Source organism: Arthrobacter pascens (assembly GCF_017052465.1).
Lineage (GTDB): Bacteria > Actinomycetota > Actinomycetes > Actinomycetales > Micrococcaceae > Arthrobacter > Arthrobacter pascens.
Genome location: NZ_JAFHKT010000139.1, coordinates 65,280 through 84,550, shown reverse-complemented (window position 1 = coordinate 84,550; position 19,271 = coordinate 65,280). Strand labels below are relative to the sequence as shown.

The 19,271-nt window shown below is 66.1% G+C and carries 20 protein-coding genes and 2 riboswitches; of the genes, 12 read left to right on the top strand and 8 right to left on the bottom strand.

Features of this window, described 5'->3' with window-relative positions; all coding sequences use genetic code 11:
• Nucleotides 1-3 precede the first annotated feature (3 nt).
• Entirely contained in the window at nucleotides 4-237 is a 234-nt protein-coding gene (locus tag JYA52_RS12105; protein WP_205653425.1) for a hypothetical protein, read from the bottom strand.
• A 183-nt stretch (nucleotides 238-420) separates the two neighbouring features.
• Between JYA52_RS12105 and JYA52_RS12100 the strand changes: the two genes are divergently transcribed.
• Both JYA52_RS12100 and JYA52_RS12095 read left to right on the top strand, forming a co-directional pair.
• Nucleotides 421-804 (top strand): cold-shock protein, encoded by a 384-nt coding sequence (locus tag JYA52_RS12100; protein ID WP_205653424.1) that lies wholly within the window; start codon nucleotides 421-423, stop codon nucleotides 802-804.
• A 6-nt stretch (nucleotides 805-810) separates the two neighbouring features.
• Entirely contained in the window at nucleotides 811-1,371 is a 561-nt protein-coding gene (locus JYA52_RS12095; protein WP_205653423.1) for a DUF3027 domain-containing protein, read from the top strand.
• A 147-nt stretch (nucleotides 1,372-1,518) separates the two neighbouring features.
• On the opposite strand, the gene serC is transcribed toward JYA52_RS12095, so the two are convergent.
• Nucleotides 1,519-2,649: a phosphoserine transaminase gene (serC, locus tag JYA52_RS12090; RefSeq protein ID WP_205653422.1), complete on the bottom strand. Its 1,131-nt coding sequence runs from the start codon at nucleotides 2,647-2,649 to the stop codon at nucleotides 1,519-1,521.
• Between the two features lie 340 nt (nucleotides 2,650-2,989).
• Between serC and JYA52_RS12085 the strand changes: the two genes are divergently transcribed.
• The 10 genes from JYA52_RS12085 (at nucleotide 2,990) to JYA52_RS12040 (ending at nucleotide 14,261) form a co-directional block, all read left to right on the top strand.
• The gene (locus JYA52_RS12085) at nucleotides 2,990-3,685 is read left to right on the top strand and encodes an iron-dependent transcriptional repressor DtxR (protein ID WP_205653421.1); all 696 of its coding nucleotides are present in this window, start codon (nucleotides 2,990-2,992) and stop codon (nucleotides 3,683-3,685) included.
• A gap of 145 nt (nucleotides 3,686-3,830) precedes the next feature.
• Nucleotides 3,831-4,063: riboswitch (cyclic di-AMP (ydaO/yuaA leader) on the top strand.
• A gap of 6 nt (nucleotides 4,064-4,069) precedes the next feature.
• The gene (locus tag JYA52_RS12080) at nucleotides 4,070-4,888 is read left to right on the top strand and encodes a M23 family metallopeptidase (RefSeq protein ID WP_240460252.1); all 819 of its coding nucleotides are present in this window, start codon (nucleotides 4,070-4,072) and stop codon (nucleotides 4,886-4,888) included.
• Nucleotides 4,889-5,018: 130 nt separating this feature from the next.
• Nucleotides 5,019-5,196, top strand: a riboswitch (cyclic di-AMP (ydaO/yuaA leader).
• Between the two features lie 70 nt (nucleotides 5,197-5,266).
• On the top strand, nucleotides 5,267-5,941 hold the full coding sequence (locus JYA52_RS12075; RefSeq protein WP_372433827.1) for a C40 family peptidase: 675 nt from the start codon (nucleotides 5,267-5,269) through the stop codon (nucleotides 5,939-5,941).
• Between the two features lie 99 nt (nucleotides 5,942-6,040).
• On the top strand, nucleotides 6,041-6,826 hold the full coding sequence (locus JYA52_RS12070; RefSeq protein WP_205653419.1) for an NlpC/P60 family protein: 786 nt from the start codon (nucleotides 6,041-6,043) through the stop codon (nucleotides 6,824-6,826).
• Between the two features lie 223 nt (nucleotides 6,827-7,049).
• Complete coding sequence (locus JYA52_RS12065) at nucleotides 7,050-7,550, top strand: HNH endonuclease (RefSeq protein WP_205653418.1); 501 nt, start codon at nucleotides 7,050-7,052, stop codon at nucleotides 7,548-7,550.
• Between the two features lie 22 nt (nucleotides 7,551-7,572).
• A complete protein-coding gene (mobA, locus tag JYA52_RS12060) occupies nucleotides 7,573-8,253 on the top strand; it encodes a molybdenum cofactor guanylyltransferase (protein WP_205653417.1) in 681 nt (226 codons plus the stop codon).
• 33 nt (nucleotides 8,254-8,286) lie between these two features.
• Complete coding sequence (locus JYA52_RS12055) at nucleotides 8,287-8,637, top strand: DUF6457 domain-containing protein (protein WP_205653416.1); 351 nt, start codon at nucleotides 8,287-8,289, stop codon at nucleotides 8,635-8,637.
• Nucleotides 8,634-10,100: a molybdopterin molybdotransferase MoeA gene (locus JYA52_RS12050; RefSeq protein WP_205653415.1), complete on the top strand. Its 1,467-nt coding sequence runs from the start codon at nucleotides 8,634-8,636 to the stop codon at nucleotides 10,098-10,100. The genes JYA52_RS12055 and JYA52_RS12050 overlap by 4 nt, the downstream gene beginning before the upstream one ends.
• An 86-nt stretch (nucleotides 10,101-10,186) precedes the next feature.
• A complete protein-coding gene (gene fdhD, locus JYA52_RS12045; protein WP_205653414.1) occupies nucleotides 10,187-11,059 on the top strand; it encodes a formate dehydrogenase accessory sulfurtransferase FdhD in 873 nt (290 codons plus the stop codon).
• A gap of 175 nt (nucleotides 11,060-11,234) precedes the next feature.
• Entirely contained in the window at nucleotides 11,235-14,261 is a 3,027-nt protein-coding gene (locus JYA52_RS12040; RefSeq protein WP_205653413.1) for an alpha-mannosidase, read from the top strand.
• Nucleotides 14,262-14,322: 61 nt separating this feature from the next.
• On the opposite strand, the gene JYA52_RS12035 is transcribed toward JYA52_RS12040, so the two are convergent.
• From JYA52_RS12035 to JYA52_RS12010, 6 genes are all read right to left on the bottom strand, one after another.
• The gene (locus tag JYA52_RS12035) at nucleotides 14,323-15,159 is read right to left on the bottom strand and encodes an amino acid ABC transporter ATP-binding protein (protein WP_240460251.1); all 837 of its coding nucleotides are present in this window, start codon (nucleotides 15,157-15,159) and stop codon (nucleotides 14,323-14,325) included.
• Complete coding sequence (locus JYA52_RS12030) at nucleotides 15,146-15,811, bottom strand: amino acid ABC transporter permease (protein ID WP_205653412.1); 666 nt, start codon at nucleotides 15,809-15,811, stop codon at nucleotides 15,146-15,148. The genes JYA52_RS12035 and JYA52_RS12030 overlap by 14 nt, the downstream gene beginning before the upstream one ends.
• Nucleotides 15,812-16,630: an amino acid ABC transporter substrate-binding protein gene (locus JYA52_RS12025; protein WP_205653411.1), complete on the bottom strand. Its 819-nt coding sequence runs from the start codon at nucleotides 16,628-16,630 to the stop codon at nucleotides 15,812-15,814.
• 267 nt (nucleotides 16,631-16,897) lie between these two features.
• Nucleotides 16,898-17,647, bottom strand: a complete 750-nt coding sequence (locus tag JYA52_RS12020; protein ID WP_205653410.1) for a hypothetical protein — start codon at nucleotides 17,645-17,647, stop codon at nucleotides 16,898-16,900.
• A gap of 40 nt (nucleotides 17,648-17,687) precedes the next feature.
• Entirely contained in the window at nucleotides 17,688-18,428 is a 741-nt protein-coding gene (locus JYA52_RS12015; protein WP_205653409.1) for a hypothetical protein, read from the bottom strand.
• Entirely contained in the window at nucleotides 18,425-19,183 is a 759-nt protein-coding gene (locus tag JYA52_RS12010) for a hypothetical protein (RefSeq protein WP_205653408.1), read from the bottom strand. The genes JYA52_RS12015 and JYA52_RS12010 overlap by 4 nt, the downstream gene beginning before the upstream one ends.
• Nucleotides 19,184-19,271: the final 88 nt, after the last annotated feature.

Below are 19,271 nucleotides of genomic sequence, written 5' to 3'. Positions count from 1 at the left end.
ACGTTACCGCCCGCCGCCGTTTCCTGCCCGGCGCCGTGCTGCAATGCTGTCGATCACGAGCACGAACACCAGGACGAAAGCGAGCGGAAGCCCATAGAGAGCAGTGGAGGTAATCGGGGCCGGGGCGGCCTGGCCGCCGTATGCCATCGCCATCACCGTTCCCACGGCCGCCAGGGAAAGCACTGCCAGGACCGCTGCGGCGACCATCAGGGGACGCCGGAAACGCGTGGATATCATGCACGTAACGCTAACAGTCCGGCCGCGACTGCGCCTCAGAAGCAGGAATCCCGAGCCAGTCAGGATAACCTTGAAGGAGCAGACCAACATGGACCAGGCAGTCATACCCTGAACCCGCACACCGGTGCGGATGCGGTGATTGCCGGACATGTCTAGACAGTCAGAACGAAGAAGGTTGAACACGTGCCTACCGGCAAAGTCAAGTGGTATGACAAGGACAAGGGTTTCGGATTCCTCGCGGGCGAGGACGGCCAGGAAGTGTTCCTGCCCAAGTCGGCGCTGCCCGGGGGCGTCACCGAACTGAAGGCCGGAACCCGGGTGGAGTTCGGTGTGGCTGACGGCCGCAAGGGCGCCCAGGCGCTGGGCCTGCGCGTCCTGGACAAGACGCCGTCCATCGCCAAGGCCAAGCGGCCCAACGCCAGGGACCTCGCGCCTGTGGTGCAGGATCTCGTCACGGTGCTGGACAACCTGTCCGGCACCCTGTCAGCAGGCAAATACCCGGACGGTAACAAGGGCAAGGCCATCGCCGCCGCCCTGCGTAAGGTTGCCGACGAGCTGGACGCCTAGGTCCTCATGAACCCGGAACCTGAACAGGCCGCATCAAAGGCGGAGCCTAAGGCGCCCAAAAAGCGAACCGGTGTCCCGGTCTGGCGCACCGGCAAACCGGACGCCGTCCTGGCGGCAGCCGTTGACGTGGCCCGGACCGCCATCGAAGGCATCGCCAAGGCATCGCAGATCGGCGAACACCTGGCAGCGCGCACGGAGGGTGACCGCCTGGTGACCCACCTCTTCGAATCCAGGCTGCCCGGGTACGGCGGCTGGCAGTGGTACGCCGTGCTCACACGCAATTCGCGGTCCAAGGTGGTCACGGTAAACGAGCTGGGCCTGCTGCCGTCCGACGACTCGATCCTGGCGCCGGAGTGGGTTCCGTGGGCGGAGCGTGTCCGGCCGGAGGATGCCCAGGATGATGACGCGGCTGACGAGGGCGCACCCCAGGCCGGCGCGTCCGAAGCAGGCGTGTCTGAAGCAGGCGTCGGCACCGCGGAGGAGCCGGAGGCTTCCCCGGAGGATACCGACGGCGGCCAGGATGATGCCGCAACAGACGCCGACGCGGAGACCTCCGGCCGGGGCTAAGCACGCGTTGCGCCCGTCCGGGACTGAGCGCCTCGAGGGCGGACACTGATGTCCACCTTCAGAACGGCGAACGGCGCCGTCCGGGACACGAGTCCGGACGACGCCGTCGAAAGCTCACGCTGCCTGTGGCAGCGGCGCGCGGGGAGATTACTTCTTCAGCTCGCCCACCACGTAGTCGATGCACTCCAGCAGTGCCGAGACGTCCGCCGGCTCGATCGCCACGAAGGTTGCGATGCGGAGCTGGTTGCGTCCCAGTTTGCGGTACGGCTCCGTGTCGACGATGCCGTTGGCGCGCAGTACCTTGGCGATGGCGGCGGCATCGATGGAGTCGTCAAAGTCGATCGTGGCGATGACGTTGGAGCGTTCCGCGGCATTGGCGACGAACGGAGTGGCGAACTCAGAGGCCTCGGCCCACTTGTAGATGCGGCCCGCGGAGTCAGCAGTGCGGCCGGCGGCGAAGTCGAGGCCGCCATTGGAGTTCAGCCATTGCACCTGGGCGTCGAGGGTCACCAGGGTGGCCAGCGCCGGGGTGTTGTAGGTCTGGTTCAGCCTGGAGTTGTCGATCGCCGTCTGCAGGTCCAGGAAGTCCGGGATCCACCGGTCACTGGCCTTGATCCGGGCGGCACGTTCCAGCGCGGCGGGGGAGAAGAGCCCCAGCCACAGGCCGCCGTCGGAAGCGAAGTTCTTCTGCGGCGCGAAGTAGTAGACGTCGGTCTCGGCGACGTCGACGTCCAGCCCGCCGGCGGCGGACGTGGCGTCCACGAGGACGAGGGAACCTGCGTCGGCGCCGTTCACCCGCTTGACCGGGGCGGCAACACCCGTGCTGGTCTCGTTCTGCGGCCAGGCGTAGGTGTCGACTCCTGCCTCGGCCTGCGGCTCGGGGCATGTTCCCGGCTCGGACTTGATGATGCTGGAGTCCGAAAGGAACGGTGCCTTATTGGTGGCCGCGGCAAACTTCGAACCGAACTCACCGAAGGAGAGGTGCTGCGCCTTCTGCTCCACCAAGCCGAAACTCGCCACATCCCAGAAAGCGGTTGAGCCACCCACACCGAGGATCACTTCGTAGCCCTCGGGAGCGCGGAAGAACGCGCTGAGGCCCTCACGGACCGAGCCGACGAGGTTCTTCACCGGCGCCTGGCGGTGGGACGTGCCCAGGAGCGTCGTGGCGGCCGCGGACAGCGCCTCGACCTGCTCGGGCCGGACCTTGGAAGGTCCGGCGCCGAACCGTCCGTCCTTGGGCAGGAGGTTTGCTGGGATAGTGATGCTGGACTCGCTCACAGGGGCTCCAATTCTCGGCATGGACATGCGGATCGGCGGGGACAGGGGTGACCGGCGGTCAGTGGTGGCCGCCCGCGAAGGCCCCTTTTATTCTGCCTGAGACGCGGAAATCCCGGGAACCGCGGCCGTCACAGTCCAGTCATTGAGACGAGCGGGCACCAACACCGAATTATCTGGAGTAATTCAAAATAGGCTAAGCTTTTGGTGGACGTACGGGCGGAACGCCGGTGTTGCTCCGCCGTCGGATTGCGGCCGCGGCAGCTGGATGCCGGGCCGCCAGGCGGGTGGCCCGCGGTACGGTGGGACGGACGCAAGTACTGTGCTCGAGGAGCTGAGCTGAATGACGGATCTGATCGATACCACGGAGATGTATCTTCGGACCATTTTGGAGCTTGAAGAAGAGAACATCGTGGCGCTGCGTGCCCGCATTGCCGAACGCCTCCGCCATTCGGGCCCCACAGTCTCCCAGACCGTCGGCCGGATGGAGCGGGACGGGCTGGTGGTGGTTTCCGGCGACCGGCACCTGGAGCTGACGGAGGCAGGGCGCAAGCGCGCCACCGAAGTCATGCGCAAGCACCGGTTGGCCGAGCGGCTGCTCGCGGACGTCATTGGCCTGGACTGGGCCTACGTCCACGACGAGGCGTGCCGGTGGGAACACGTGATGGGCGAACGCGTGGAGCGCAGGATTTATGAACTGCTGGACCACCCCACCGAATCGCCCTATGGCAACCCAATTCCGGGGCTGGCTGCGCTGGGGGGCGAGCCATCACGGGCGTTCACCGACGGCGTCATGAACCTGCTGGATGCCATGGCCGGATACGGCCCGGACTCGCGGGTCACCGTCAGCAGGCTTGCAGAACCGATCCAGGTCGAGCCCGAGCTCCTGCTGCAGTTGGACGAGGGTGGAATCCGCCCGGGTGCGACGGTTTCCCTGGAGCGCGTGGGGGAGTACATTTCCGTCCGCGTCCCCGGGATCGAAGGCGCCCTTGAGCTGCCGCCCGAGGTCGCTGCCCACGTGTTTGTGCGGGTGGCCTGAGCCACAACGGTGTGTGAGTTGTCCGACATCAGTTGGCAGGATGACCTACAACTTGTGCACAGCGAAGATAACGGAATTATTACTGCGACCTTTAATCACCTATAGTTAAGTCGCAGCGCCGATACTAAAGCGTTACCTGATCCGGAGCCGAACTCTGCCAGCGGACCAGTCGCTCGAAACACCTTCTGGCAGAGGCGGAGGAACCACAACTGGCCGTCGAAAGACGGCCTTGGGGTGAAGTCCGCAGCAGCAAGCCTCCTTCCACAGTCGGAATCTCCCGGGATACCCCTGTGCCGAAAAAGCTTGCCTTGCGGACCGGGTCGATGAACTCTCTGACCCGAATCCGACAGCTAACTTCGCAGGCTATCCAGAGAGGAACCGTTCTTGACCATGCAGAATGCCCGGGGCCGCCGCCGCGCTACCGGCCCCGCTGCGGAGCCCCGCACGACCGTAGCGGTCGCCGCCGAGCGACCCCGCGATGCGCAGCGTCAAGCGCGGAATCACCGCAGTCCCCTCCGCCAAGTCGCGGACTTCGCCGCTGCCAGCGGAGTTGGCCAGAAGGTCGGCGTGGCCCTGGCCGCCTCGGGACTCCTGCTGACCGTCACGGTCCCCGCCACCAGCCCGGTCATGGCCACGGCCGACCAGAGTGCCTCTGCCGGTGCCGCAGCCCCGCAGCCCCAGGTTTCCGCAGAAGCGGCAGCCAAGATCGACTTCAGCCGCACCTCCGTCTCGACAGCCGGCGATCCGGACGGCAAGCTCAAGCAGCTCCTGAGCGCCCAATCCGCCGGCAGCATCAGCCGCGCAGCTTCAGTCGGCAGCCTTGGCATGCCGCTGACCACCATGGTGAAGTCCTCGCCCTTCGGATACCGCGTGAGCCCGATCACCGGCGGCGCCGGAGAGTTCCACCGCGGCCAGGACTTCGCGGCCCAGTGCGGAACAGAGGTGTTCGCAGCGGCCAGCGGCACAGTCACATTTGCAGGCTGGCACGAGTACGGCGGTGGCAACCGGGTTGTCATCGATCACGGCAACGGCCTCGAAACCACGTACAACCATTTGTCGTCATCCAGCGTCCAGGTCGGCCAGAAGGTCACCCGGGGCGACGCGGTGGCACTCAGCGGGACCACCGGCGCATCCACCGGCTGCCACCTCCACTTTGAGGTGATGGTCAACGGAGAAGTCGTTGATCCCGAAGGCTGGCTCTAAGCAAAGCCGATGGTGAGCTCCCACATTCCTGTGACATGCCGTGACCTGAATGTGACATTCGCTCCCAACTGCTGTACCGTCTAAACTGCGTCAACTTTTCCGAAGTTGACGCCCTCGAGTGGATTGCCTAACTCTGCCACCGCTCAAGGTCCGTTCGCATTACATCGTCTGGCAGAGGCGGGGGAACCAATTTTGGTCTTCGCAAGAAGACCTTGGGGTTAAGTCGCAAAGCTTCCCAGGAAGCGGCGCGGCCGGGTGACTCCCATCCGAATCCGACAGCTCACCTCGTAGGCATTGGGAGAGGCTACCTTCGTGTCTTCACGCCACAATCTTGCGCGCCACCGTGCGCAAACGGTTCGTAAGAACCCGCTGGACTCCGTGTCCAGGGCAGTAAGCGCCAATGCAGGCACAGTAGGTCGTCAGGCAGCAGTCATTGCGGCCGCTTCAGGTCTTGTCCTGAGCGTCGGCATGCCGGCCAACGCATCCGATGCCAACATTGGCGTTTCCGCCTCCGCTGAGTCCGGATCCCAGGCGACACAGCTTGCTGTGACCGCCGCGCCCACCGCAACCGTCTCCTTCGAGCGTCCTGCCGTCACCACCGAGGCAGCCCCCGTCATCGAGACCATCGCTCCGCAGTCGAGCGATGACACTGCCAGCCCCGAAGCCGCTGTTGAAACCATCGCGGCCAAGGCCGGGAAACTGGTTGATGCTGCACGCTCGGGCGCAACGTCAGGCCTCGCGGGCATCGCCTACACCGGCATCGGCAGCCCGTACGTCTGGGGCGGCACCACTCCCGGCGGCTGGGACTGCTCCGGCTTCACCCAGTGGGTCTACGCACAGGCGGGCATCAGCATTCCGCGCGTCAACGCGTGGACGGCCATGAAGCCCACCGCAACTCCCGCTCCCGGTGACCTGGTCATGCAGAACGGCGGTGCGCACGTTGGCATCTACGTTGGCAACGGCATGATGATCAGCGCGCTGAACCCCTCGCAGGGCACCATCCTGCACGCAGTGTCCGCCACGGGCACGTCTTCGTTCTACACCCTTCGCTAAGAACCCCATTCGAGACGATTCGGCGTACCCCCAAGACGCCGGCGCGTCGCTAAACCGCGGCCTGCTACAGCGGGCTGCGGAACACGAAAGAGAGAAACCATGACTACACGTGCGACCATTGCACGCCACCGCGCCGAGGTCACCAAGACCAACTCGCTGTCCGTCATTGCCAAGGCTGTCGGCGACAACGCCGGTGGCGTGGGCCGCCAGGCTGCTGTTATCGCTGCTGCCTCCGGACTCGTTCTGACCAGCGGCATTGCCGCCAACGCCGCCGAGACCAACGTTCAGCGCGACTCGGCTTCTACGTCCACCCTGGAAGTCCAGTCCCTTGCTTCCGCGCCGATTTCGGCTGCATCGAGCATCGCCATCTCCTACGAGAAGCCGGCCATCTCCACCACCCCGGCTCCCGTCGTGGAAGCGCCCAAGCCGGTCGTCAACGTCCAGGAAGCCGCGCCCGCAGTTGAGGCTCCGGCCGTGGAAGCCCCCGCCGCTCCGGCAGTCCAGGCCACCGCCGCCGTCGAGGCTGCACCTGCTGCCAACACGTCCTCGGCCAGCGGCAAGGGAGCTTCGATTGCCGCTGCTGCCTACGCCCAGCTGGGCGTTGCACAGGACTGCACCGCACTGGCCACGAACTCGCTGGCCGCTGTGGGCATCAACTACCACGGCTGGCCGGCAGGTTACCTGTCACTCGGCCGCACCGTCAGCGCTGCCGAAGCCAAGCCGGGCGACCTCGCCTACTACGAAAACGGCGGCATGGGCCTGGCCCACATCGCCGTCTACGTGGGCAACGGCCAGGCCGTACACGGTGGCTGGAACGGCGGAACCACCTCCCTGTTCAGCGTGAACGTAGGCTCCGGCCCGGTCTTCATCCGCGTCGGCGGCTAAGACACAAGCCAAGGCTTTAGAAGGACCCCTGCCCCTGCGGCAGGGGTCCTTTTGTCTTCAATCGGCGCTCCTGCAACACCGACACGCCGAGGCCGAATGTTTGGCCGATTCGTCGATATGCGCTAGGAGTGTTTACTCTTGTGGTGTCGATCCATAGCCCGGACATGCAGAGGGCAGCCGGCCCTCGCGCCTCTGCCGGGTGCGGCCGTGAAGAGGTATGCGCATGCGCACGCTCGTTCTGAATGCTGGATATGAACCGCTGGCGGTTGTGACCTTCCGCCGGGCGCTGGTCCTTGTGCTCACAGGAAAAGCCAGTGTGGTTGCCGAAGGTGACGATCCCGTCGTGGGACCGAAGGACATCATGGGACGCCCGTCCGTGATCCTCCTCAACCGTTATATCCGGCCGCGCTACAACATGGTCACCGCAGTGAGCCGGCGCGGGGTGCTGCGCAGGGACGGCCACCGGTGCGCGTACTGCGGCAAGGCAGCCCACACCATAGACCACGTCCAGCCGAAATCCCGGGGCGGTGCGGACAGCTGGGAAAACCTCGTGGCGGCCTGCCTCCGGTGCAACAACGTCAAGGGGGACCACACTCCGGCGGAAATGGGCTGGAAATTGCGTTTCGTCCCGGCGCCGCCCGTTGGCACCATGTGGCAAATCAAGGAACTGGAGAAGCCGACCCCTGCATGGGATCCGTTCCTGCTTCCGGAGACGGCCGCCTGACGCCTGGCACTACGCTTGGTATGTGTACTTTGACGCAATAATCCTGGCCGGCGGCCGTTCTTCGCGGCTCGGCGGTTCGCCCAAGGCCGAACTGACCTATGACGGCGAGACCCTGCTTCACCGGTCGGTCACGGCCGCCCGCGGTGCCCGCCGTCTCGTCGTCGTGGGGCCTGAATTCCGGGACCTTCCCCCTGGCGTGTTGAGCTGCCGCGAGGATCCGCCGTTCGCCGGGCCAGCGGCGGCGATAGCAGCAGGCCTGGCGCGGCTGGGATCCCCGGACCGGGCACCCGGCAGCCCGCCCGCGGCCCATCCCGGCGTTCCCGCTGAGCAGCCTGGCGCTGACGCCGATGCCTATGTTCTTGTTCTGGCGTGTGACATGCCCCGCGCGGCCGAGGCCGTGAGAGCCCTTCTGGAAGCACTCCAGGGCGGCAAGGGCAGGGACGGCGCGGGCAAGGACGGCGCCATGGCTGTTTCCGGTGACGGGCGGCGCCAGCCCTTGGCAGCCTTTTACCGCACTGCTGCACTGCAACGCGCTGTGGCGGATGCGGCGGCCCGGAACGCTTTGAACCATGGGTCAGTTTTCGCTCTGCTTGCTAGTCTTGACTTACAGGCTGTCACTGTCCCCGCCGGCTCCACAGATGATGTGGATACCTGGGATGATGCCGCCATATTGGGAGTGGACGCCAGCAATCATCCGGGCTGAACGTCGCAGCCGCAGTTGAGTTTGGAGGCAGGCATGAAAAGCCAGGACGAAACGCTTGAGGAGTGGTGCCGCCTACTGCTACGGGCCTTTGAGCTCGAAGACGTGCAGGTGGACGTCAATGAGGTGTTGTCCCTTGCGGGGGTGGCCGCGCACTCGGTGGTACGGCCCGCCGCGCCGCTGACCACGTTTATCGCTGGCTTTGCCGCAGGGCTTGCGTCAGGTTCGGGCCAGGCGCCGGACGCCACGTCGATGAAGGCCGCCATGGATGTCGCCCGGTCCGTTTCCAAGGCGTACTCGGCAGATGAGGCAGGGGAAGACTCCGTCCCGCCGGTTGCAGGCAGTTCCACCGGCGTTCCGGCTCCCAGCGGGACACCGGGGGAATGACCGCCGCCCCCGGACATCCCGCCGCCGAGGCCGCCCAGCCGGCCATGAACCCAGCCGAGGACGCCAGTTCGACGGAGGACGAAGCACCCGCTGCGCCTGCGCCGAGCGGACATTTGGCGCACACCTGGGAAGAAGCACGGCAGGCCGCCTTTGACTGTGCCGCTCCGATCCCTGCCGGCTCGGTTCCCCTGCGGGAAGCCCTCCGCCGGACCCTGGCCGCAGACATCACCGCGCTGCAGGACATGCCCCACTACGCTTCCTCCGCGATGGACGGGTGGGCCGTGAACGGCACCGGTCCCTGGATCCTTGCTGAACCCGGGCAACGCCTCGCGCCGCACCAGGCAAGCGTGATCGTGACCGGCGGACTCATTCCCCCCGGCGCCAAGGCCGTGCTGCGCCGTGAAAGCGGCGTTATTTCCAAGGACGATGAGGGCCTGCCGGTACTGGCGCTCGGCGGTGGCGCCCGCCCCGGCGAACCGCGGAACGGCCAGCACATCCGCAAAGCGGCCGAAGAAGCCGTTGCCGGTGAGGTGCTGGTCAAGGCCGGAACCACACTAAACCCCGCCCACCTGGCACTCGCCGCCCTGGGTGGCCACGACCATGTGAAGGTCGTGGGCAAACCGGTGGTAACGCTGCTGCTCACGGGCTCCGAGATCGTCGACCACGGCCTCCCGGAAGCAGGACAGGTCCGCGACACCTTCGGCCCGCAGCTGGCTTCCGTGGTGGAGATGCTGGGCGGGATCTGTACCCGGCAGGTCAGGATTGGGGACAGCTACGGCGAGTGGCTGGAAGCGCTGGAGGACGAAGGTCCGGCAGCCGGACCGGACGATCCCATGGCGGAGGCGTCAGCGTCCGCCCTGCCTCCCGACGTCGTGATCACTACCGGCGGTACCGGAGTGTCCGGTACCGATCACTTCAGGCGAGCCGTGGCTGATCTCGGCGGACGGCTCGTGATCGACGGCGTGGCGATGCGCCCCGGCCACCCGGCTGTCCTTGCCGAACTTCCGGACGGGCGCTTCGTACTGGGTCTGCCCGGCAATCCGCTCGCGGCGATGATGGCGCTGTCCACGGTCGGCGCTCCGCTGCTCGCGGCCCTTGGACACGGCACCATGCCTCCCGTGCAGGAGGTGCCGTGCGGAACCATGATCGAGCCCGACCCCGGCCGGACCCGCCTCCTGCCGTTCCGGCTCCTCTACGGCATGGCCTCGCCCTCCCAGCACACCGGGCCCGGGATGATGCGGGGACTGGCCTCCGCCGACGGCGTGATGGTGGTGCCTCCGCACGGTGTCCAGCTGGGAGAGGCCGTTCCAGCCTTTGCGCTGCCATGGGGGCCGGCCATTCCCGAGCCCAAGACCCGCGAATCGAAATCCAAGTCGTTGCCGCGCAGGGCGGGCAACCGGTCCGCCGGCAAGCCTGCCGCGGCCAGCGGCCCCGTGGACTGGAGTGCGCTGCTGGATCAGTAGGCGAGCCCGCCGCTGATGCCGTTGGTGTACTGGCACGGCACTTGCAATGATGGAGTCATGAACAGGCTGGCACCAGGGGTGACCCGATGGGACGCGTGACGCAACGACGCAAGATTCACCGATACGTCCTGGACGGCTCACCATCCGCCCTCGAATTTCCTGTGCGGCACCGTGAGGACGTGCTGGCCGTGGAGGAGCCGCTGGAGATCCGGCTCGGGAGTCTTTCCTACTCCGTGACCATGCGCACTCCGGGGGACGACTTCGACCTGGTGGCAGGATTCCTGGTCTCTGAGGGCGTCATATGGAGCCCCGACCAGCTCATCTCGCTGAGGTTCTGCGCCGGCGAGGATGAAAACGGCGTCCAGACCTTCAACGTCGTGGAAGCCCAGCTGCGGCCCGACGTCGTGCTCCCGGACACCGGACGCCACGTCTACACATCTAGTTCCTGCGGGATCTGCGGTACGGATTCGATCGAGGCTGTCCGGAAGTCCTCGCACTTCAGCCCGGCTGATGACACCCTCACGGTTCCCGTGGGCACCCTCGCATCCCTGCCTGACCTCCTCAGGGAGGCACAGGCCGTCTTCGAGGCCACGGGCGGCGTGCACGCCGCCGGCCTCTTCAGCATCGACGACGACGGCGCCGCCCGGCTGCTGTGCCTGCGCGAGGACGTCGGGCGTCACAACGCCGTGGACAAGGTCGTGGGCTGGGCGCTGCGTGAGCAGCGCCTGCCGCTGTCCGGCACGGTGCTTCAGGTGTCCGGCCGTGCGTCCTTTGAACTGGTGCAGAAGGCGGCACTGGCGGGCATCCCGGTGCTGGCTGCTGTCAGTGCCCCGTCCAGCCTCGCCGTCGAACTTGCTGAGTCCAGCGGGGTCACCCTGGCCGGCTTCAGCAGGGGGAGCAGCCTGAACGTCTACACCGGTGGACACCGCATTTCGCTGCCGGCGGACCTGCCCCGGTAGCAGCCGCGGACGCTTGGCTAATCAGGCACGACGCAGTAGATTTTATCCATCGAATGGACACGTTGATCCGCTCTTTCAGGGCAGCGAACCTGCCCGGACATCAGCTGGATGAAGCCCAGGCCGGCGAAGCAGCCGGCACCGGCGCCGCCAGCCTCACGCATTAAAGAGGAACACAGTGCACGACGACCGCCGGATCACGGAAGTCCGTCTCGACCGCTTCCTGCGGGAGCGGATCACCCCCGCGATCTACTCGCGAAGCGTACCCCTGACCCTGAGCAGCTGGGACGTCCCGGATGAGCCCGTCCCCGTCACGGAGGCGCTGCGGCAGGATTTCCTGCCGCAGGAACACGGCGCCGCCTGGGGCCGGCCCTGGGGCACCAAATGGCTTCGCCTCCAGGGCGAGGTTCCCGACTCGTGGGGGACCGCGCCGGATACCGAGGTGGAGATGGTGGTGGACATCGGGTTCACCACCGAAATTCCCGGCTTCCAGTGTGAAGGCACCGCGTGGCGGCCGGACGGCAGCGTCATCAAGGCAATTTCGCCGCGCAACCAGTACATCCCACTCAAGCTGCTGGGCAGCGGGATGGCTGTGGACTTCTACGTCGAAGCTGCGGCCAACCCCGATGTGGCCCAGGGCTGGACCTTCGCGGCCACGCCGTACGGGGACAAAGCGACCGCCGGCGACCAGCCGCAGTACCGGCTCGGCAGCATTGCCATCGCCGAACTCAACCGGTCGGTCTGGGAGCTGCAGCAAGACATCGCGGCCCTCCGGGGCTTGATGCATGAGCTGCCGATGGAGCTGCCGCGCCGCCACGAGATCCTCCGCGCTCTGGAGCGAATGCTGGACGCCATGGACCCGGACGACGTCCCGGGCACCGCGGCGGCAGGCAGGGAAGCGCTCGCTGAAGTCCTTGCCCGGCCCGCCTACGCCTCAGCCCACCGGCTGCTCGCCACCGGCCACGCCCACATTGATTCCGCCTGGCTGTGGCCGGTGCGGGAGACCATGAGGAAATGCGCGCGGACGTTTTCGAACGTGGTCGCGCTCATGGACGATGATCCCGATTTCGTGTTCTCCTGTTCCTCAGCGCAGCAGCTGGCCTGGATCAAGGAATTTTATCCCGAGCTGTTCGGGCGGATCCGGGAGAAGGTGAAGGCAGGGCAGTTCGTCCCCGTGGGCGGAATGTGGGTGGAATCGGACACCAACATGCCCGGCGGGGAAGCCATGGCCCGGCAGTTCCTGGAGGGCAAGAGTTTCTTCCTGGACGAGTTTGGCATTGAATGCCAGGAGGCGTGGCTTCCGGATTCGTTCGGCTATTCCGCGGCGCTGCCGCAGATCGTCAAGTCCGCCGGCAGCCAGTGGTTCCTGACGCAGAAGATTTCCTGGAACCAGATCAACCGGATGCCGCACCACACCTTCAACTGGGAAGGGATTGACGGCACACGGCTCTTTACCCACTTCCCGCCCGTGGACACCTACAACTCGGAGCTCACTGCCCGTGAACTCGCCCATGCCGAACGCAACTACCGGGACCACGGGCACGGCACCATCTCACTGGTCCCCTTCGGATACGGCGACGGCGGAGGCGGCCCCACCCGGGAAATGCTTGCCGCCGCCCACCGCACCGCGGACCTGGAAGGCTCGCCCAAGGTCCGGATCGGGACAGCACGCAGCTTCTTCGAGCAGGCCCAGGCCGAGTACACCGCCCTGCCCGTGTGGCTGGGGGAGATGTACCTCGAACTCCACCGCGGCACCTACACCAGCCAGGCCCGCACCAAGCAGGGAAACCGGCGCAGCGAGCACCTCCTCCGTGAAGCCGAGCTGTGGTGCGCCACAGCGGCGGTCCGCACCGGAGGCTCCTACGCCTACCCGGCAGCCGAGCTGAAACGGCTATGGCGGCTGGTGCTCCTGCAGCAGTTCCACGACATCCTGCCCGGCAGCTCCATCGCCTGGGTACATCAGGACGCCGAACGGAACTACGCCGCCGTGGCCAAGGGACTCGAACAGCTCATCAGCCAGGCCGCGGCCGCTGCGCTGGGGGAGGGCAGCGAGGAGTTCCTGCTCAACGCAGGTCCCAGCGAACGCGCAGGTGTCCCGGCGCTCGCTGCCGCCCGGCCCTTCCAGGCAGGCCAATCCGTGGAGGTTACCGCGCAGGACGGCGGCTTCGTGCTGGATAACGGCATCATCCGTGCGGTGCTGGACGCCAACGGACTGCTGACCTCACTGCGCGACCACGCCAGCGGCAGGGAAGCCATAGCCCCGGGCGACTTCGGGAACCACCTCGAACTGCACCGCGACACCCCCAACGAATGGGACGCGTGGGACATCGACCAGTTCTACCGGCGGAACGTCACGTCCCTGACCGACGCAGCGTCGGTGGCGTTGGAGCGGCACGGCGGTGAGGCCGTCGTCGTGGTTGGGCGGATCTTCGGTGCCTCCCGGATTATCCAGCGCATCACCCTGGCGCCCGGCGGCAGTTCGCTCGGCATCTCCACCGACATCGACTGGCAGGAGCGCGAGAAGCTGCTGAAGCTGGGGTTCCCGCTCGATCTCCGGGCCGACCGCTCGGCCGCCGAGACCCAGTTCGGCCACGTTTTCCGGCCCACCCACGTCAACACGTCCTGGGAGGCTGCGAAGTTCGAGATCTGCGCACACCGCTGGATCCATGTGGCCGAACCCGGGTATGGCGTGGCCATCGCCAACGCCTCCACCTACGGGCACGACGTCGCCCGGAGCATCAGGAACGACGGCGGAACCACCACCACCGTCCGGCTCTCACTGCTGCGGGCGGCGAAGTTCCCCGACCCGCAGGCAGACCGCGGCCGCCACGTGCTGGATATTTGGATCCGGCCCGGCGCCGGCATCGCGGACGCCGTCGAGGAGGGCTACCGCGCCAACCTCGCGCCGCGGACCGTGCAGGGCGGGCATCCCGTGGAGCCGCTGGTTTCCGTGGATAACGCGGCGCTTGTGGTGGAAGCCGTGAAGCTGGCGGAGGACGGGTCCGGGGACGTCATCGTGCGACTGTACGAGTCGCTGGGCGAACGGTCCGAGGGTCGGCTCACGGCCAACTTCCCAGTCCGGAACATCCACACCGTGGATCTGCTGGAGCGGAAGGTCGAGGCGCCGGGGGTCGTGGCGGGAAAGAACTCGGCGGACCTCACGCTGCGACCGTTCCAGCTGGTCACCCTGAGGTTCGAACGCTGAGAGGTTTGGACGCTCGCAGGGGCGGCAGGCCGGCGGCCTGCCGCCCCGAAAAAACGTGCCGCTAGAACTCGTGAAGCAGCCGCCGGACGAACTGACGGGTGCGTTCCTGGCGCGGCGCCCGCAGCACCTCTGCCGCCGGTCCGCGCTCTACCACAACGCCGCCGTCCATGAAGATGACCTCGTCGGCCACTTGCCGGGCGAAGGCGAGCTCGTGCGTGACGATCACCATGGTCCAGCCCTCTTCGGCCAGTTCCTGGATGACGCCCAGGACATCGCCAACGAGTTCCGGGTCCAGGGCTGACGTGGGTTCGTCGAACAGCAGAAGCTGGGGCTTCAGGGCGAGGGCGCGCACAATGCCCACCCGCTGCTGTTGCCCGCCGGAGAGCTCAAACGGGTAGGCGTCGCGCTTTTCCGCCATGCCGACCCGGGCCAGCAGTTTCTCCGCCTCGGCGACGGCTTCTGCGCGCTTGCGCTTCTGCACCTGGACCGGGCCTTCGATGACGTTCTGCAGTACCGTCATGTGCGGAAAGAGGTTGTAGTGCTGGAAGACCATGGCACTGCGGTCGCGCAGGTCCGAGATGTCCTTCTTGGCCACCTTGGCGGAAAAGTCGAGCGCCAGGTCCTTGCCGGTGGCGGTGTCCGCGAAGGTGACGGTGCCGGCGTCGGGCGTTTCCAGTCCGTTCAGCGAACGGAGCACTGTGGTCTTGCCGGAGCCCGAAGGCCCGATGAGGGCTACCACGTTCCCGCGGCGCACGTCCAGGTCGATGTCCCGGAGCACCACGTTGCTGCCGAAGGCTTTGGCCAGGTTGCGGACCGACAGCACGGGTTTTGGCTGGGGCCTGCCGTCGCGGCCGGGCTCGCCTGAGGGAGCACCGGAGGGCGGGCTAGTGGGCGACATAGCGGTCCAATCTCTTTTCGAGGGCGGATTGTCCCGAGGACAGCGCGAGGCAGATGACCCAGTAGACCAGCGCGGCTTCAAGGTACAGCACCATGAACTCCTGGCTGAAGGCAGCGATCTGCTGGGCGTTCCGGAAGAGTTCGGTGACCAGGATCAGGGAGGCCAACGAGGTGTCCTTGACCAGGGAGATGAACGTGTTGGACAGCGGTGGCACGGATACCCTGGCCGCCTGCGGAAGGATGAGGCGGCGCAGTGACTGTCCCCGCGACATGCCGATGGTGTGTCCGGCCTCCCACTGGCCCTTGGGGACCGAGAGGATGGCCGCCCGGATCACTTCCGCCGCATAGCCGCCGACGTTGAGCGAAAACGCGATGATGGCGCTGGGCCAGGGATCCAGTTTCACGCCCAGGCTGGGCAGGCCGTAGAAGATCACGAAGAGCTGTACCAGCAGCGGCGTTCCGCGGATCACGGACACGTAGAACCGAGCCGCCCCGGAGATCACGGCGTTTCGGCTGAGCCGCATGAGCGCCACCAGCAGCGCCAGGGCCAGGCCGAACGCGAACGAGGCCAGGGTCAGCGGGATCGTGCCCGTGACAGCACCGGCAATGATCGGGCCGAAGGAGCTCCAGACGAGGTCCCAGTTGAACGGCATTTACTTCGTGACGTCCGCGCCGAAGTACTTCTCCGAGATTTTGGCCAGGGTGCCGTCCGCCCTGAGATCTGCCAGGGCTTTGTCCACGGCTGAGGTGAGTTCCGTGGAACCCTTCCGGAAGACGAACGCGCTTTCCGACTTTTCCGTGGTTTCGGCGGCGATCTTCAGGCCAGAGTCCGGATTGGTCTTGGCGTAATCCAGGTAGGTGAGCTTGTCATTGACGATCGCGTCCACGCGGCCCTGGCGGACCAGCGTCACGCCCTGCGCCCAGCCTTCAACGGACTGGACGTTTGCGCCGGCGTCCACGGCCATCTTGTAGAAGTTGCTCGTCAGCGACTGGGCCGTGGTCTTGCCTTTGAGGCTCTCGAAGCTCGTGATGCTGCTGTTGTCCGCCTTGGTCACGATGACGCCGGTGGAGACCGTGTACGGAGTGGAGAAGTCGTACTTTGCCTTGCGTTCGGCATTGACGGAGATCTGGTTGGCGATGGTGTCGAAGCGCTTTGCGTCAAGGCCGGCGAAGATCCCGTCGAACTGGGTCTCCTCGAACTTGGCCTTCACGCCCAGCTTGTCCGCCACAGCCTTGGAGATTTCGACGTCGAACCCGGTGAGGTCGCCCGCTCCTTCGGCGTGGAAGCTGAACGGCTTGTACGTGCCCTCCGTAGCGATCACGATCTCGCCCTTGGACTTCACATCGCTCAGCGAGGTATCCGAGCCGCTGGTTGCCGACGGAGCCTGCGAGCCGCCGCAGGCGGACAGTGCCAGCGCCAGGCCGGCGAGAGAGGCGGCGATTGCACTGCGGCGGGTATGGAGGCGGTTCATGGCGGTTCCTTCTTCTGCTGGCTGCGTAGGGGCTTCGTACCGGCAACGCCCGGGTGACGTCCTTTTATTTCGCCATCATACGGGGGCCGGAACCAGGCCTTAAACAGGCTGAGTGGGGGCGGTCCCCAACGGCCGCCACCACTCATCCCCCCAATGTATGCTCCGGCAGGCGCCACGGTCCTCCGGATTAACGGAGGCCCAGGCAGCAGCTGCTTTCACACATTCATGATTCTCTCACGATCTAATGATTTTGTGAATCCCATCAGGCTACCTTTCAGTAGATGACGTCCCGCGTCTTTCCCCTGGCCTGCGGGAACCGATTGCCCTCACCCTGGCCAGCCACACTAATCCCAGTCCGAGCACGAAGAAGACCACGGCCGCATTGTTGACAGCTGAGCGCAGGACGCCAGGCCCGGGGCCGGTGAATTCAAGCAGGAACCCCGCAGCAGTGGCCGCTGCGCCGCCCGCCATGAAGCCCGCGCCGACGCGGACGAGGGCAGGCAGGCGGCTGTTGACCGTCCGGATCAGGGCGGGCAGCAGGGCCACCACGACGTACACCGGGTAGCCCCGGGCAACGGCCCAGTAGAACGGCAGCAGCGCGGCGTTCCGGGCGCTCGTGTCAGTGATTCCCGCCAGCCCCACCGAGGAAGCTTCCGGCTCCATCAGTACAAAGACGGTCACCAGGGCAGCCGTGAAAATGCCCAGCACAGCGAGACCTGCCGGACCCGCGATAAGATGCTGGGAGCCGGCGGCCCCAAAAGCCTTGCACACGAGCAGCGCCACCAGGTAAATCGTGGCAAAAACGATGAGCCGCAACAGGAGGTGGGCAATATTAATACCGCCCACGGCGCCATCGATGGCCAGGTAGAACGGCTCCAGGCTCAGCACGGACGCCGCGGTGGCCAGCAGGAAAACCAGGAAGAGCGACCGGTTCCTGCCATGCAGGGCGCTCGGAATACGGAAGACGGCGGCCAAGGCGCAAACGATCAAGGTGGTCCATTGCAGGATCTCGACCATGCGGGGTACCCCCGGATCTTTTTGGTTTGCTGGTGGACTGCTAGGTGCCGGCGGGCTTCCGGATATGCTCCGGGACCTTCCTGCGGGCCATCGCCTTGGCCAGCCAGATCAGCATCAGGCCGAAGACGAAGCACAGGATGGCGGTGTAGTTGATGATGAAGGTCAGGTATCCCAGCGCGGGCGGAATCACCGGAAAGAGGAGGCTGAGCGTGATGGCTATCCCGCCTACCGCCAGGAGCAGGGCGCTGATCCGGAGCATGGCCGGCAGGGTGCTGCCCGCCGCGCGCAGCATGGCAGGCAGGATGGCCAGGCACACGTAGGCAGGGTAGGCGCGGCCGGCGGCACCGTAGTACTCCACCAGGAGCCTGTTCCGTTCGTCCTTGGCGTAGACATCCATCATTCCCACGGACGAGCCTTCGCTGTCCATGAGGGCGAACAGAATCAGCAGCGCAAGGGAGATCAGCCCCAGGACCACGGTTCCGGCGCGTCCCCGGATGAACTGCAGGCCGTGGACGTCTCCGAACCCTTTGGCGATCCGCATGCCGAGGAAGTAGATGGCGCCAAAGATGATGAAGCGCAACAGGAGGTTGGCCACGTTCGTGTTGCCCAGCATGCCATCGATTGCCAGATACGGGGCCTTGATGCTCAGGAGCGTGGCCACGGTCATCAACGCAAAGATGTAGAAGAGGGACCTGTTTTTCTTGCGGACCAGGTTCGGGATCCGGGACAGGGTAGCCGCAGCGCACGCCACCAGGGTGGTCCATTGCAGGATCTCGATCATCCCAGATTCTCCCAGATTTTCTCGGTTTGTTCCTGGTCATGTTCCTGACGGCGCAGCGCCTTCCCGAGAGTCTGGAGGCGATCTCCCGCGAGTGCGGTGAGTTCGCCGTCGGACAGCCCGTCCAGGGCGGCCCTGCGGGCGCCCGCCGCCCAGCCTGCTTCGGCTTCCGTGATCAGTCCGGTGGCCACCAGTCCGCCGGCCAGTCCGACGCCGGCAGCCCGGGAGGTGGCGATCGCCACTTCGGGGGCAAGCCGGTTCGCGGTCAGCTGCGCGGAATAATTCTGCGGGGCGATTCCCGTGGCGGCAGAGACTCGGTGCCGGAGTTCGCCGTCGTCGATTGCGTCCACCCAGTTCTTCACGGAGGTTGCGTGGGGTACGGGGCTGAGCTCCCATGATTCGGCGGGCCGGGCCGTTGACTCCTCGGCCCCGCCGCCGCCTTCTTCCGGTGCCGTGCGGGCGATGACCGCGCGCAGCAGGTCCACGGTGGCGATTTGGCTGACCAGCTCCTGCCTGGTGGGCGGGACGAGGGGACCGGCGAGGTCGCGGTACACCTCGAAGTAGGCAAGGGAAGTTACAGGACTCACATTGAACGCCCGGCTGATGCTGACCACGGTTGCCTCGGCCACTTTGCCCCGGACGAGCTGCTGCGCCAGGGTGGTTCGCTTGACCTGCGACAGCCTGCAGACGTCGGCCATGCTGGTGTCGGGTGCAATGCCGTGCAGCCAGCGCTGGAACGCTTTGGCGGGGAGTGGCATGGAACGCTCTCTGCTGAACGAATGATTGGCACGATGGTAGCTGCCGGCACTATCGATTTTACGCGGGCCGCTGCTTCCACTATGCTAG